Annotated in this window: 14 protein-coding genes; 8 read left to right on the top strand and 6 right to left on the bottom strand. The window is 40.5% G+C overall.

The features are described from left to right. Positions 1 to 216 precede the first annotated feature (216 nt). Together ACO05P_RS11790 and ACO05P_RS11785 are read left to right on the top strand one after the other, a co-directional pair. Positions 217 to 1,881: a SulP family inorganic anion transporter gene (locus ACO05P_RS11790; RefSeq protein ID WP_421751106.1), complete on the top strand. Its 1,665-nt coding sequence runs from the start codon at positions 217 to 219 to the stop codon at positions 1,879 to 1,881. A gap of 571 nt (positions 1,882 to 2,452) precedes the next feature. Beyond that, positions 2,453 to 2,815 (top strand): hypothetical protein, encoded by a 363-nt coding sequence (locus tag ACO05P_RS11785; RefSeq protein WP_421751105.1) that lies wholly within the window; start codon positions 2,453 to 2,455, stop codon positions 2,813 to 2,815. 60 nt (positions 2,816 to 2,875) lie between these two features. On the opposite strand, the gene ACO05P_RS11780 is transcribed toward ACO05P_RS11785, so the two are convergent. Genes ACO05P_RS11780 through ACO05P_RS11765 form a run of 4 tightly spaced genes read right to left on the bottom strand, consistent with a single transcriptional unit; the run spans position 2,876 to position 5,667 of the window. Further along, positions 2,876 to 3,298 (bottom strand): hypothetical protein, encoded by a 423-nt coding sequence (locus ACO05P_RS11780; protein WP_421751103.1) that lies wholly within the window; start codon positions 3,296 to 3,298, stop codon positions 2,876 to 2,878. Then, the gene (locus tag ACO05P_RS11775; protein WP_421751102.1) at positions 3,295 to 3,645 is read right to left on the bottom strand and encodes a hypothetical protein; all 351 of its coding nucleotides are present in this window, start codon (positions 3,643 to 3,645) and stop codon (positions 3,295 to 3,297) included. The genes ACO05P_RS11780 and ACO05P_RS11775 overlap by 4 nt, the downstream gene beginning before the upstream one ends. An 18-nt stretch (positions 3,646 to 3,663) precedes the next feature. Next, positions 3,664 to 4,452 carry a DNA adenine methylase gene (locus ACO05P_RS11770; RefSeq protein ID WP_421751101.1) on the bottom strand — a complete coding sequence of 263 codons (789 nt, stop codon included), beginning with the start codon at positions 4,450 to 4,452 and terminating at the stop codon, positions 3,664 to 3,666. Positions 4,453 to 4,488: 36 nt separating this feature from the next. Then, positions 4,489 to 5,667, bottom strand: a complete 1,179-nt coding sequence (locus tag ACO05P_RS11765) for a type IV secretory system conjugative DNA transfer family protein (RefSeq protein ID WP_421751100.1) — start codon at positions 5,665 to 5,667, stop codon at positions 4,489 to 4,491. A gap of 469 nt (positions 5,668 to 6,136) precedes the next feature. On the opposite strand from ACO05P_RS11765, the gene ACO05P_RS11760 reads away from it, so the two are divergent. From ACO05P_RS11760 to ACO05P_RS11735, 6 genes are all read left to right on the top strand, one after another. Beyond that, complete coding sequence (locus ACO05P_RS11760) at positions 6,137 to 7,120, top strand: tyrosine-type recombinase/integrase (protein WP_421751098.1); 984 nt, start codon at positions 6,137 to 6,139, stop codon at positions 7,118 to 7,120. Between the two features lie 232 nt (positions 7,121 to 7,352). Continuing rightward, on the top strand, positions 7,353 to 7,544 hold the full coding sequence (locus ACO05P_RS11755; protein WP_421751097.1) for a hypothetical protein: 192 nt from the start codon (positions 7,353 to 7,355) through the stop codon (positions 7,542 to 7,544). Position 7,545: 1 nt separating this feature from the next. After that, positions 7,546 to 8,052 carry a replication protein gene (locus ACO05P_RS11750; RefSeq protein ID WP_421751095.1) on the top strand — a complete coding sequence of 169 codons (507 nt, stop codon included), beginning with the start codon at positions 7,546 to 7,548 and terminating at the stop codon, positions 8,050 to 8,052. A gap of 210 nt (positions 8,053 to 8,262) precedes the next feature. After that, complete coding sequence (locus ACO05P_RS11745) at positions 8,263 to 8,568, top strand: helix-turn-helix domain-containing protein (protein WP_421751093.1); 306 nt, start codon at positions 8,263 to 8,265, stop codon at positions 8,566 to 8,568. Beyond that, the gene (locus ACO05P_RS11740) at positions 8,565 to 10,304 is read left to right on the top strand and encodes an N-6 DNA methylase (RefSeq protein ID WP_421751091.1); all 1,740 of its coding nucleotides are present in this window, start codon (positions 8,565 to 8,567) and stop codon (positions 10,302 to 10,304) included. Before ACO05P_RS11745 ends, ACO05P_RS11740 begins: the two co-directional genes overlap by 4 nt. Continuing rightward, complete coding sequence (locus ACO05P_RS11735) at positions 10,305 to 11,444, top strand: DNA adenine methylase (RefSeq protein ID WP_421751089.1); 1,140 nt, start codon at positions 10,305 to 10,307, stop codon at positions 11,442 to 11,444. It begins immediately after the preceding gene. Here the strand turns inward: ACO05P_RS11735 and ACO05P_RS11730 are convergent. Next, a complete protein-coding gene (locus ACO05P_RS11730) occupies positions 11,392 to 12,432 on the bottom strand; it encodes an HNH endonuclease (RefSeq protein WP_421751087.1) in 1,041 nt (346 codons plus the stop codon). The two genes, ACO05P_RS11735 and ACO05P_RS11730, sit on opposite strands and share 53 nt — an antisense overlap. A gap of 581 nt (positions 12,433 to 13,013) precedes the next feature. Then, positions 13,014 to 13,448: a hypothetical protein gene (locus ACO05P_RS11725; RefSeq protein ID WP_421751085.1), complete on the bottom strand. Its 435-nt coding sequence runs from the start codon at positions 13,446 to 13,448 to the stop codon at positions 13,014 to 13,016. Positions 13,449 to 13,484 lie beyond the last annotated feature (36 nt).

Genomic DNA, 13,484 nt, shown 5'->3' with positions numbered 1-13,484 from the left:
GCTATTTTAAAATCTCCTTCAAGCCAATCTATTATAGGACTTTTTTGCATTCTATCAGCATTGTTCATTTAATATATAGTCATTCTATGGTGCTTGGTTAAAAATAATGCAAGCAATATGGAGGCGTGATCTAGCAGGGTTAGTGGATTGATTAACTTTGCCGGCCAAGCTTTTGCTGAGCAGAATTAAGTAAATGCTTTTTGGTGTAAATACTGTATGAAGCAATCTGACTTTACTCCAAAATTGATCTCAATACTCAAGGGTGGGCTTAAAAGAGAACAACTTCTTAAAGATCTCTCTGCGGGACTAATAGTTGGGATTGTTGCCCTTCCTCTTGCAATTGCATTTGCTATTGCATCTGGCGTGTCTCCCGACAAAGGTCTTGTGACCGCAATCATAGCTGGAATTATAATTTCAGCTCTTGGGGGTAGTAGGGTTCAAATTGGAGGCCCTACTGGGGCTTTTATAGTAATTGTATATGCTATAGTTCAAGAGCACGGTATAGGTGGCTTAACTATCGCAACATTTATGGCTGGCCTCATTTTAGTACTAATGGGGCTAGCGCGTTTAGGGAGTCTGCTGAAATATATTCCTTACCCACTCATTGTTGGCTTTACAAGTGGTATTGCGGTTATTATTTTTTCTTCGCAGATTAATGATTTCTTTGGTTTGTCTATTCAGAATTTACCCGCAGATTTCCTGGGGAAATGGCTGGCCTATGGTCAGCATCTTAGCCAAATTAACTGGTATGCCGTTATCATTGCTATTGCTACCATTTTATTGAGTTTAAACTTTCATCGTATATCCACAAAAGTACCTGGCTCCTTGGTGGCTATCATTGCCGGTACTGTGGTGGTGCATTTGTTCAATGTCCCGGTAACAACTATTGAGTCATCTTTTGGTGATATCCCTAGTCGTATACCGGTTCCGATGGTTCCCGATGTGAATTTTAGTACAGTTAAGGCCTTAATTCAGCCAGCCTTGGCCATTGCCTTACTTGGAGGGATCGAGTCCTTATTATCAGCAGTGGTGGCCGACGGTATGATTGGAGGACGACACCGGTCAAATATGGAGCTTATAGCCCAAGGAGTGGCCAATTGTTTTTCAGCCATGTTTGGGGGGATTCCAGCTACAGGTGCTATTGCCCGCACTGCTACAAATGTGAAGAATGGAGGAAGGACACCTATTGCAGGAATTACCCATGCCATTGTTCTGCTATTGATTATGATGCTACTTGCTCCTTTTGCCAAATTGATTCCAATGGCTTGTCTTGCAGGTATTCTTATTGTAGTTTCCTATCATATGAGTGAATGGCGCCATTTTGTGTTTCTATTAAAGGGAAACCGATTGGATATTTTGATTTTACTTGTTACGTTCTTTCTTACCGTAATTTTTGATTTGGTGATCGCAATTGAAGTAGGAGTTGTTCTTTCAAGTTTTACTGTGATGAAGCGATTGAGTGAGTCTGTAAGCATTAAAGTCTTTTCAAAGCAAGCTGAAACAGATGATGAATTGCTATTTGAAGAAGAAATACCGGAACTTCCTTCAGGGGTAGTACTCTACGAAGTTAATGGAGCCTTGTTTTTTGGTGCAGCACAAACTTTTCAGGATGCATTAAATAGAATGCAACAACGTCCGGAAGTATTAATCTTGAGGATGAGGCATGTGCCATTTATTGATGCTACTGGTATTCATAGATTAAAGGAGGTGATCCGAGAATTTCGTAGCCAAGAAGTCCAGGTTATTCTATCAGGAGTAAGTCGGGAGATAGTATTAGAGCTAGAAAAAGCGGATATTCATTCTCTTCTAGAAAATGAGAATATTATTGATCATATCGAAGCCTCCCTTGCGAGAGCTAAAGTCCTTATTAAAAGCTCTTGAAGGGGTTGATGTTGGACTTACAATTAACTCCCTAATTAGTGGCTATGCTTTTGGGAATGACTAACTCCTAAAGCCTTGCGTTCTTGGGTGTAGTTAATTACCTTAAGTCTTCTGATCGTATTTAAAGCTATAAAAATGTTGTTCAGATCAACGTTCTGAGCGTAGATTTCTAATCAAATGAAAATAATACCGAGGTCAAAGTACGGGGTCTTACCATCGGTGATAGACAACATTCCAAAAATGGCTTGCCAGAAAGTAAGGGCTTCACATTCATAAACAAAAGCACAACCTGTAAATCCACAAAGAAATTAACCACAAACTAAATTGGTGCTTAAGTAATTGTTACTAGTTTATTTGAAATAATTAATAATTTACATTAATCTAATATCCTTATGGGCAAGACAATAAGGATTTAGCTAAACAATTTGTGTGAATCGTTAATTTATAGACATGTTAAGTTTTTGGCTAGCCGTTAAATAGTTTGTGTGTTATTTTCAGCAATTGGATTAATATTTTTAAGATTAATGTAAGAGGTGTTTTAAGCCTCAAAGTTTAATTATAAAACCATAATATGAAGATTAAAACTGTTTTATTCATGTTGGCGTTAACCTGCTTTGTTACCACAACAACACAGGCTGACCCAGGTGATTTTCTTTTCGGAAATCAAGACAACCCACAACTGGTCTTAAAAACATCAGATGATGGATATGGTGCCTTTGCTCAAGCGGTAGAGGCCAACACTAATGGCACTTCAGTGAATTGGGAAGGTGTTGTTAATGCAATTAGCAATATACCATCCCTTCAATCAGTCCATGATTTCTTTTATGATCACCCTGGAGCAAGCGTGTATGTAGAGTGTTGTGGGATTGGCAATGGTTATTCATGTTCGGTTGCTGTGCCCCTAAGTTGTTCGCAATGTCCTTGTATTAACTAATTATCTTTTTTATTCAATAATAAAACGCTAGCCTATTAGGCTAGCGTTTTTGATATATAATTATTCAAACCAAATCTTGCGAGCTTGTTCAAAGCCGCAAAAACGGTTGTCCATATCATAGCCCCGAGCGGCGAGTTCAAATCGAATGAACGTGCTCAGTGGAACTTGATAGCGGAGGATAAAGCGAAGGACTTCACCATCGATTGTGGAGAACATCCCAAGAATAGACTCCCAGAACGATAGAGGCTCTGGGTCCATAGCAATTCCTTGAATCTGCTCATAGTCCATGGACTCATAAGAATCTGGGAGCGTTTCAAAGGCTTCACCTTCAAAGGATGGGTGATCGGTGGGCATGACCAGGTATTGTCCGGCCACTCCTTGAATGGCTCCAAAACGGTTGTTCCGGAGCCGATTTTCAAAGTTTAACCAAACAGCCTGATCTAGGGCCTTTTGTTTGCTAAGGAAAGCTTGGGATGCACTCATGACTTTTTCTTAGGCGTTTCCTTCGTGTCCTTGGAAGTATCGGCAGGTGTTTTAACCGGAGCTTTTTGAGGCTCTGGGATTGTTTTACCCCATTGACCGGTAATATGTGAAATGATCAAAAACTCATTTCCTACCAGCTCTAGGAGCTCTTTGCTTTCCATTTCAGCTAGTTCCATGCCTTCTGGCAAGTTCTTGTCCTCTTTGGATTTGATGATGTCAATTAAGGCCTTCCGTGAAAGGTGCTTTAAGACAACATCTGGGTGAAGGGTGGCTCCGGGTTCTCCGGCGGCCTTGCGTCTAAACAATGATGAGAAATGTCTCAACAGAGCCTTAGGTGGCTGTTCCATAATTATTGGATTTTAGAATTAAACAAAAGGGTAGTTGGCAGTCAGCATTTCTGTTTTCCGAGGCTTTGAAGCCCCATTTTCAGATTTATGTGCCGCCAGTGATTTATTGAAAGTCTTAGTGTGCCAGCCATGTTGTTTCTGGTACTTCGATAGGAGTTCGGAAGGGAAGGATGAAAGCAGAAACTTTCCTTTGATAGAGGATAGGGTTTGTAGAAGCCTTTCGTAATCCGCTTCGGTGTAGCCTCCATAATGACCTAAAGCGGTGCCTACATAGGGAGGGTCAACATAGATAAAGGTATCTTCGGTGTCAAAGCGTTGGATTACTGAGCAAGCATCACTGCACTCTACCGTTGTAGTCGCTAAACGATCCACTACCGAGGAGTCAAAAGCAAGCTTTTTGTTGAGAAAGGACTTGGTTCGTTTTCCGTATTTATCATAGCCCCAGGAACCAATTTGACAGGCAAAGCCCATATTGGTTCCCACATAGAAGGCCCACGCTTGTTGCAAGGCAGAGAATAGATGAGGGACGCGGTAAATGCTCCAGGCAACTGAATAGCTAGCTCTTGAGAATAAGGTGGCTTCTACTTTCTTTTTCAGGTCTTCAAAATGCGTTTTAGCGACCTGATAGAAATTCACCACCATGTGGTTATTGTCATTGATCACCTCTGAAGGGGAGGGCTCTTTAGCAAAGAACACCGCACCCCCTCCAAAGAAGGGCTCTAGGTATACCTGATGTTTAGGGATTAAGGGAAGGATATGCCGGAGCATATTCTGTTTACCTCCATAGTACGAGACTGGAGTTTTCATAAAGGAAGAAAAGAGAGCTTAAGGCGAGTAAAGCGATTAATGCGGTCGGAAAGTCTCGGCCGAAAAAGCACGAGAGGGCTTTCCATTAATCATGAGTTTTAAGTAAACCTCAAAATTGGCGAGAGAAGTAAAGTCAGCTATTTCGTATTTAGGAATACCAAGAGGGATAAACTCTTTAACCAAAAGGGAAGCATCGGCAATCGAACAACGAAAGGAGACAATAGTGCCTACGTTTCCAAGTAGGGAAGCACGTACTTCGGGTTCCAATTGGCTAAGAAACTGATTGGCTAAAATTAGCCCTACTTTGAACTTACGTAGTTCGGAAAGCATCTCAGCAAGCAGATCCGTATTCGAGAGCGTTTGAAACTCATCGAGGTAAATGAAGAAGGGTTTTCTTAAGTGATACGGCGTGTCAATACGCGAGAAAGCAGAAGAGGCCAGTGAGGTTAAGAGTAATGAGCCCAGGATATGAGCAACATCAGTACCTACTTGTCCTTTGGCTAGGTTAATAAGAAGTACCTGCTCCTTGTCCATGATGGAACGAAGGGAAAGCTGCCGGGAATTCTCCACCAGTACTTTTCGCACCATAGGGTGAGCCAGAAAGGCACCGGTCTTATTAAGAATAGGAAGTAAGTCCCCAGGTCTGTACTTTGGGAATTCAAGTTCCCAAAAGGCACGGATATCCTTATTGCTTACATGGTTTAAACAGCCCCGCCGGAAGGACGGATCTTGTAGGATTCGAGAAAGGTCAGCAAAATTGGCTTTGGGTTGCTCTAAAAGAGTAAGCAGACAATAACGCAGGATATGCTCCATTTTCATTCCCCAGGCACTCTTCCAATTTCGTTTTAGAATCTCAAGGATGTTAGAAGCAACCAAAGATCGTTGAGAGGGTTTTACCTTACGAAAGGGATTATAGCCCCATTGAAGATCGGGGTTAGTGACATCCAGGTAGATGACCTTTTCCTTAGTGGAATCTGAAAGCTTCGAAAAGAGCTCCGAACAGGCATCACCATGTACATCGAGAAAAGTAAAGCCTCGAGAAGCGACCAGGTCTTGTTGCATTAAGTATTTGAGCAGGGAAGTCTTACCGGAACCCGTTTTCCCGAGGGCATAAAAATGAAACAAGCGGTCGGCCTGTTTGATTCCAAAGCGAATATTGAAGTTTCGAAAATTGGTTTTACCGAAATAGCTGACCTCAAAAGAAGGTGAGCTCATAAGGAATAGGGAAGTGAAGAAGTAAGTAGACTATGGAATTGTAAGGAACAAGTGGACGATGAGGAGATCGTATGGGTTTACTATGTTGAAGTGGAGCGTTGGAGTTTTTTTTGCTTAGGGTTATTATAGCATGGCTAAGATTTACAACAAGTGAATTTCAAAGCTTGTCAAATACATAGAATACTATACAATGGCAGTGCCTAAATGTAAAGGCGGGCAGGGGATTAGAGCAAGGGTTAACCTTGCTTTTTTGATTAGGGTGCAGTGAACTCTTGCCATAAATATCTATATGGTATACACTATTAAACGAACCGATAAACAAAGACTAACACTCGTTGGCCGTCACGGCACATTCTGAATTTTTTAGTTCAGTAATTAAGGAAACTGCGAGGTGTATTTCTCAGGGATTTACGTTTAAATGCCTGCATAAAATACCCGCCGTTTTCCTTGGCGGGTATTTTATGTTTTTATGCACTTTAATAACGAATCAATAACGCTACACGAATCAATCAACATTTATCTAAACTGGAAGAAGACTCACACCACTAAGGCCCCCGAAGCTTATCGGGTAAGACTTGAGCAATTTGCTGACTATTTTAAAGCAGAGAAATCACACCTGAAAGATATCACCGGAGACGACATAACTACTTTCCATAATCAATTGCTAGAAGTTTTGTCGCCGGCAACGGTTGCGTACTCCGCCCGAATTCTTCGAAATTACTTCACTTTTTGGCAGGGAAGAGGGCAAGTAAACTTAAACCCTAAGGAGATTATTCCCATCCGTTTTATCAATGCAGATAAAGACATAGTAGAAAAAGAGGATTTTGAGGATATGGTCGCCTTACTAGATGATCACTATATCGATGAACTACAGAAGAAGTTGGTGTTGCACCTACTTTGGGATACAGGGATGCGAATCAGCGAATTGCTGGAACTAAAGCTTTCGGATATTCAGCCAAAGGGGAGTAATGGACTCAGGGCCGCTAAAGTCAAGACACGAAAAACGATGCGGTATAATTTAGTGGTTTGGGGAGCCAGTACTGATGAGCTTCTTCTAAAATATCTCGCTTGGCGACTAGAGGTAAATCATCCTGGCGACTGGCTTTTTGTGCCAACCCATAAGAAAAGTAACCATGAAGAAGGGATTTGTACTCGGACGGTCCAAAGATGGGTAAAGCAACTGGCTAAACAGGCGATGCTTGATAAGCAAATAACTCCACATAGCTTTAGGCATGGAAAAGCTCATTATATGCTGGATCATGGGGCTAGTGCAGTAGATGTACAGGCGGTACTCCGGCACCGAAACCTAAACTCCAGCTTGAATTATATGCAGTTGAATGAAAAGCAGTATCTCCGAACAACCAGTAAGTTTTTAGATCAAAGATTAGCGGAAGTCGTTGGAATTGGAAGTTCACTTGCCAGAACCAATGAAAGCAGATACACTCTAGCTTGATTCTTTCAGAATTCATCTACTAGATAAACATTATTCGTTTTGTTTATCGGGGACGAAGTCCTGACCACTCCTATTTGAAAGGCCTTTGTACAGGGTCTTTCAAAAAGATGGACTATGTCGTAAAAGATATAGTAAGGGACGGGTTGTCGTAGAACACTTTAAGTTTTGCGACAGGCTTTATCTAGAGATGATTTAGAGGGAATTGCTTTAATCTTTAAAACAAAATTCTACTATGTCTAAATATTATACGGTTTGCTCTGAACGCGTTCAGGCAGATACATTAGAAGCTAAGAGTACCTTTCAGAAAGTCGGGGTGGTGAAGGTTACCGACAACGGAGGTTGGTTTTTACAACTGTACCAGCAACCAGAAACCACTTTCCGCATTTTCCCTAATACTGAGGAGGAACTCCCGGTTATCAACTAATATGGAGCTCAAAAACACTACTCCCGTTCCCAACGGGATTTTTGAGCATATGAAAACGCTCACCGGAACGGAATTAAAGGCTTTGCTCTTGGTTGTTCGAAGTACCCTGGGGTGGAGAGATAAACTAACTGGAAAGCGAAAGAATCGCGACTGGATTGCTCACAGTCAGTTTGTGCAAAAGGCTGGGATTAGTGACCGAAGTGTGACATCAGCAATCCAGGGGTTGATAGAGAAAGATCTCATTGAGGCAACTGATAGAGAAGGGAACTCGCTAAAGAACCCTAAAGACCGCCAGCAACGTCCACAGGTGTACTATGGATTAGCTGTTGAAACCAAGGCAAAACTTGCAGACACCCCCGCAAAAAATCACTTTGACCGTCCGCAAACCTTGCGGACTACAAAAGAAATTTTACAAAATAGTAGTCAGCAGGAATTACCGGAATATCTACAAAGGGAGCTGATAGAGCGAGATGAGGAGCGGATGCAGTGCAGACGGGATAAGTGGTGAGGTTAAATTATTTGGGTAGTCCTGATAGTGCTTAGCAGAAAGCGTATGGAAATTTTTTGGCACAATACTTCATAATTTTAGGTATGTATGAAGAGTATATTGCAAAACACTTGTTTTTACCTGCGCACATATAGGTGTTAGTAATTTCTTTGAACTCTCTTTGGAAGATTAATAAACAATTGACAAATTTGTCAAGAACTTTTCTTCTAAATGGGATTAGAAACATTTGGTGAGTACATAAGGCGCATTCGTGAATCAGCCGGACTTCCTCTAAGAAAATTGGCTGCTGCGCTTGACATTGATCAATCTACGTTAAGCAAGATTGAAAGGAATGAGAGGCAGTTAACAGCGGATTTACTTGAACCATTATCCAAGGCGCTTAATCTTGATTACAAAGAAACAAGAGTAAAGTTTCTCAGCGATAAGATTACATCTGAATTGTACCCTGAACCGGATAGTTTAGAAGTATTAAAAGTTGCTGAAAAGAAGATTAAATACTTAAAGGCACATCAATGAGCCACTACGCAAGCCTAAGTATAGAACACAAAAAGGAAAACGGTGTATTCTACACACCTCAGTTCCTTGCGGATTATGTAGCGAGCAAACTTCTATATTATTTCAAAAGTGGAACCGTACAAAAACGATCAATTATTACCCTTGATCCAGCTTGTGGTGATGGTATCTTACTCAAATCCATTTCGAAAATCGCAAATGATATTAGTTGTGGATCGATCAGCTTATATGGAGTAGATAAAGACCCTCATTCAATTGACGAGTGTGATCAAAACCTTAGCACAGCAGTGCGAAGAAGCCAATATAGACTGCTAACGGCTGATTCAATTCAACCATTTTCATTTTCAAACTCAGTCGGTTGGGCAAGTATTTTAAAGGAGCTACAAATCGAAGATGGATTCGATTTGGCAATTAGCAATCCGCCATGGGGTGCAGAATTGAACGGTTACAGCAGGAAAGCACTCTTTAATGATTTTTCACTAGCGACGGGTCAGTTTGATATTTACAATCTGTTTGCAGAAGTAATTCTAAGGCAATTAAAGCCAAACGGATATTACGCTTTTATTCTGCCTGATTCCGTATTTAATCAGGAGCAATGGAAGTTTAGAAAACTACTCCTTGAAACAACCGAATTGAAGCTTATAGCACGGCTTGGAGAGAAAATCTTTGATAACGTCAACCGTGCATGCACAGTTTTAGTGGGTAAGAATGGCTCACCAGACCCAAATAACTTGGTAGATAGCTTTCGATTAACCCCATTCAACCGAAGTGAAGTGTTGAACACGACTAAAAGTTTGTGCACGATTGAAAAGGAGCTATCACACAAAATTCCTCAAAAACGATTCCTATCGAACTCAAAATACTTATTTGATATTGACTGCCGAGATTCGGAAACCGACTTGATTGAAAAGTTGCAAGTCACAAGCTATCAATTCTCAGATATTGTAGAGAATTCAAGAGGGGCTGAGATTTCTAAAAAGGGGGTGGTAATTCAATGCAATCATTGTCATTTGCATTTACCATATCCTAAGGCTAAAGAGCCAAAGTGCCCTCATTGTAAATCCAATTTACAACTTGGGTCCCTTGAACAAAAACGAATTATTTTCAGTCACAATGGTAATGGTACCAAAAAAATGAAAGTTGGTGAAGATCTGTCACGCTACTTCTCTACTAACAAACGATGGATAGATATTACCAAAGAAGGTATCAACTATAAGGATTATAGTTTGTACAAAGGGCAAAAGATTTTGGTGAGAAAAACAGGAATTGGGATTACGGCAAGTCTTGACAATGAAGGATCAGTAACCAATCAAGTAGTATACATTTTAAAGCTTAAAGACAAATGGCAGAAACATCTTACCCTTGAGTTTGTGCTTGCTGTTTTGAATTCCCGAATCATGACGTATTACTTGCTCAAAAAGCACGGTGAAATTGAATGGAAGTCTCATCCTTATTTGACGCAAGGAATTTTGATTGGCCTGCCATTTCCAACTGTACGTCCAACCAAAGCGTTCCAAGCATCAGTGGATAAAATCACTTCATTGGTTTTAACGGGAATGAAATCAAATAAGAAGGAATTGAACAGGCAGATTGATGCAGCAATAGAGAAGGAAGTGGCAAAATTATTTTCGGTCAACAAGTCCGATTATTCATTGATCTATGCTCAACTTGAATCAGCTGAACCACTGATACCGATTAAGCGACTACTGGATATTGATATAAAGGACATATTTAGTTAAATGGGATACAGATATATAGGAGCAAAAAATAAGTTAAGTGACCATATCCTGACTAAGGTGAGTGAATTAGTTGCACCAGAGGCGCATATTGTTGACCTAATGTGTGGTACGGGTCAGGTTTCTTTGGCTTTAAGGGAAGACGGTTACCGGGTAACGGCTGTGGATCTAATGACTTATTCACTGCACCATGCAGCTGTTCAACTATGCATTAACAAACCACCGGAATTTAGAGGCTTGTTGAAACAGCAAGAAATTCAAAAACATAAAGAGAATCCAAAAAACTTATTTGGGGTATCAGGTTATGAGGCAATTCTGAGTTTCTTGAATAACCTCGAACCTGTGAGAGGTTATTTCTGGAAGGAATTCAGTCCCGATGGCAATCCGGCAAATGGAGAGCAACCCAGAAAGTATTTTATCTCCCGTAATGCTGGTAAGATTGATGCAATTCGAGAACAAATTGAGCAATGGAGACAGTCAGGTAAAATTTCAGAATTAGAAAACTCCCTACTTATTCATGATCTGATTATGGCAGCCAATGACATTGCGAATATTGCCGGTACGTATGGCCATTATCTATCAAAAGTAATTGTAAGAGCCAAGGACCCATTGACATTAAAGCCTTCCGTTTTCTCATCCAACGAGAACATCACGGGGCATAATGTACTACAAGGCTATGCAGAAGAAATCAGCAAATCAATACAGGCAGACCTTTGCTATATTGACCCTCCATATATGAAACGTCAATATGCAGCCAATTACCACGTTTTGGAGACTATTGCAAGGGGAGATAAACCGGAAGCTGCAGGTGTAAGTGGGTTACGTCCTTGGCGAGATCAATACTCCAACTTTTGTTCAAAAGTTCATATTCGGGATTCATTCCGCCAAATCTTCTCTAGTATGAACTGTCCACATTTTTTAATAAGTTACAGTGAAGATGGACTACTTAAAATTGACGAATTGACCGAGCTGTTTGCGGAATTTGGCAATGTGGAAACCAAAGAGATAAGGTACAAGCGTTTTAAAAGTAATAATTCAAAATTGGATGAATACCTAACTGAGTATCTTATTCACTTGGAAAAGGCAACTGTTAAAGCCCAATGCTCTGCTCAACAGTTCGAGCATGCTCAGGATGCCATGTAATGGTGTAATCTTTACCATTTAATTGAATATTGAGTTGATTATTTTCAATCAATGCAAGGTCTATTTCAGAAACTTGGGCATAGTGCAGCATCCGGTGTATCAATGGACTTACAATAATGATGTTTCGATAGTCGTCCGACCCTCCGTCACCTAACGGAACCAAGTGGTGAGCCTCCGAATACAATTCACCATCCTTCTTTTGAAAGGTTAATTCTTCCCCTGATATTTGGCATCTACCACCGTAAAGTTTTTTTAGGTTACGAACGATCTTCGTGTTTCGGGCCCTAATTTTAATTACTCTTTCCTTCTCTTCGGGTGGCAGAGTATCGATATTTTCCAATACATCTTGTTCAAACTCAATGTCTATTGCAGCTTCTTCAGATCGAGTATGATGTTTTGGCGTATTGTCTCTATGAAAGAAGGGCCATTCTGGATTATTTGTTTCTACAAACACTGAACCGTCACAAACAATCTTACCAGCCTCATCAGATGTAAATAGTTGATCCAACTCAGCATTTGTATGCCAGTTGGGCTCTGCTGCTTTTCGGTCAGTCCATCCGGCCCAAAATTTGCCGTCTGTGGTTTTAACAATATACACCAATGGATTCCGTTGACCAGCAGGTAAAGGATGATCCGGAAAGGTTGAATGATCTGGATGCCATGCAGGAACACGGTTGCCACCTCTTCCTTCTTTCTTTTGTGAGGTTATCATTACAGATGCATTTCGCCTTTGCGCTACAGTAAGAAGTATTTTATTATTCTGACCGAAACTCTCGATATAAAAGTCCCAATATGGGCGGTTTTGAGCTCTTGTTCCAGTTGGAGGGCCAACAATTGCATTCCAATCCGCCAAAGGGACATAACCTGTGGGAATATCTATATATGATTGACCGCCACCTCCTGGATATGCACTACCTGGTTGATTAATTGTGTGAAATTCATCAGCCGTAATTCTTCGAAAAATAACTAAGTCAACTTGTTTTTCCATAACACCGGATTCCAAAGATAGTTTCTTTCGTCATGAAGCCATTACCTAAAGCACATTGCCGTCTTCGTTTTTTGGGCAATAAAAGAGCTAAACTCCCACCGCATGGCTTTCTTAAAAAGAAATAAAAGTGAAAGTTAATCAAGATTTCTTTGTCCTCTACCTCGACTTAAAAACAGACTGACCACCGCGATGGATGGGGTTGTCGCCCTTGAGGTCACCTTGGGGGTGCTAAAACACAACAAAGAGTCCTATGAAAAGGGATAGTCTCCGTTAGTTTCGATACAAATATTACTTTTTTGTTACTTCTTATCTCATACTTATGATGTTAATAAACTGTTGACATGTGAGTAATTGTCAGCGTAGCAGTTGAAAAATTATTCACACATCCAAATTAGTCATCCTTATTTGCCCAGCATCCTATATGTGATCTTTGGCCAGGCTAAAACCACCAGCATCGGTTTGAGTATCTAACTAATGCTGCCACCTGTTATTGAGTATGCTTAAAGAACTATTTAGCTAATTGACAATATTAGGTAGCTGCCCCATGTAGGTTAATAAAAAGAAGAGTGTTAAAACAGTTATTACAGGATATTGGCAATAGTGTCATTGATTATATTAAAAAGATGTCTTGCGCAATACTCATTTATTCTATCAGTAGCAATCGAGCGATCTCTGACTTGATAGGGACTTGCCCAAATAAGGCGATAACCATGACTACCAGCAAATGCACCTAAGGCATCTACCGTTGCTCCATAAGACTTTGAAGCAATAACGATAATATCGCAATTCTCTTTAAGGAATTCATTTAAGCCTTTGTCTACAACGTGGACAAAGTCTCCATAGGTTTGAAGACCTATAATATGACTTTGGTAATTAAAAATAGCACGGTATTCCTCTCTTTTAACATCAGCTTGCGTTATTGCACCACTTCGTTGTAGTTGTCTTCCAAGTCTGGCTAAGGTCATTGATTTGCCAACGTTTGCTGTTCCCCAAAGTGCTATAATAGTTTTTGTCATGATGGTATTTTAATTCTTAATAATTGAGTGGATTGT

It is taken from the genome of Croceimicrobium sp., from assembly GCF_965228705.1.
Classification (GTDB): domain Bacteria; phylum Bacteroidota; class Bacteroidia; order Flavobacteriales; family Schleiferiaceae; genus Croceimicrobium.
Note: the sequence above shows the minus strand (reverse complement) of the source record. Positions and strands in the feature narration are given on the sequence as shown.

Bases quoted from the DNA above. Each gene is read 5' to 3' on its own strand.
- ACO05P_RS11790 (WP_421751106.1), top strand. From the start codon at position 217: ATGAAGCAATCTGACTTTACTCCAAAATTGATCTCAATACTCAAGGGT.
- ACO05P_RS11785 (WP_421751105.1), top strand. From the start codon at position 2,453: ATGAAGATTAAAACTGTTTTATTCATGTTGGCGTTAACCTGCTTTGTT.
- ACO05P_RS11780 (WP_421751103.1), bottom strand. From the start codon at position 3,298: ATGAGTGCATCCCAAGCTTTCCTTAGCAAACAAAAGGCCCTAGATCAG.
- ACO05P_RS11775 (WP_421751102.1), bottom strand. From the start codon at position 3,645: ATGGAACAGCCACCTAAGGCTCTGTTGAGACATTTCTCATCATTGTTT.
- ACO05P_RS11770 (WP_421751101.1), bottom strand. From the start codon at position 4,452: ATGAAAACTCCAGTCTCGTACTATGGAGGTAAACAGAATATGCTCCGG.
- ACO05P_RS11765 (WP_421751100.1), bottom strand. From the start codon at position 5,667: ATGAGCTCACCTTCTTTTGAGGTCAGCTATTTCGGTAAAACCAATTTT.
- ACO05P_RS11760 (WP_421751098.1), top strand. From the start codon at position 6,137: ATGCACTTTAATAACGAATCAATAACGCTACACGAATCAATCAACATT.
- ACO05P_RS11755 (WP_421751097.1), top strand. From the start codon at position 7,353: ATGTCTAAATATTATACGGTTTGCTCTGAACGCGTTCAGGCAGATACA.
- ACO05P_RS11750 (WP_421751095.1), top strand. From the start codon at position 7,546: ATGGAGCTCAAAAACACTACTCCCGTTCCCAACGGGATTTTTGAGCAT.
- ACO05P_RS11745 (WP_421751093.1), top strand. From the start codon at position 8,263: ATGGGATTAGAAACATTTGGTGAGTACATAAGGCGCATTCGTGAATCA.
- ACO05P_RS11740 (WP_421751091.1), top strand. From the start codon at position 8,565: ATGAGCCACTACGCAAGCCTAAGTATAGAACACAAAAAGGAAAACGGT.
- ACO05P_RS11735 (WP_421751089.1), top strand. From the start codon at position 10,305: ATGGGATACAGATATATAGGAGCAAAAAATAAGTTAAGTGACCATATC.
- ACO05P_RS11730 (WP_421751087.1), bottom strand. From the start codon at position 12,432: ATGGAAAAACAAGTTGACTTAGTTATTTTTCGAAGAATTACGGCTGAT.
- ACO05P_RS11725 (WP_421751085.1), bottom strand. From the start codon at position 13,448: ATGACAAAAACTATTATAGCACTTTGGGGAACAGCAAACGTTGGCAAA.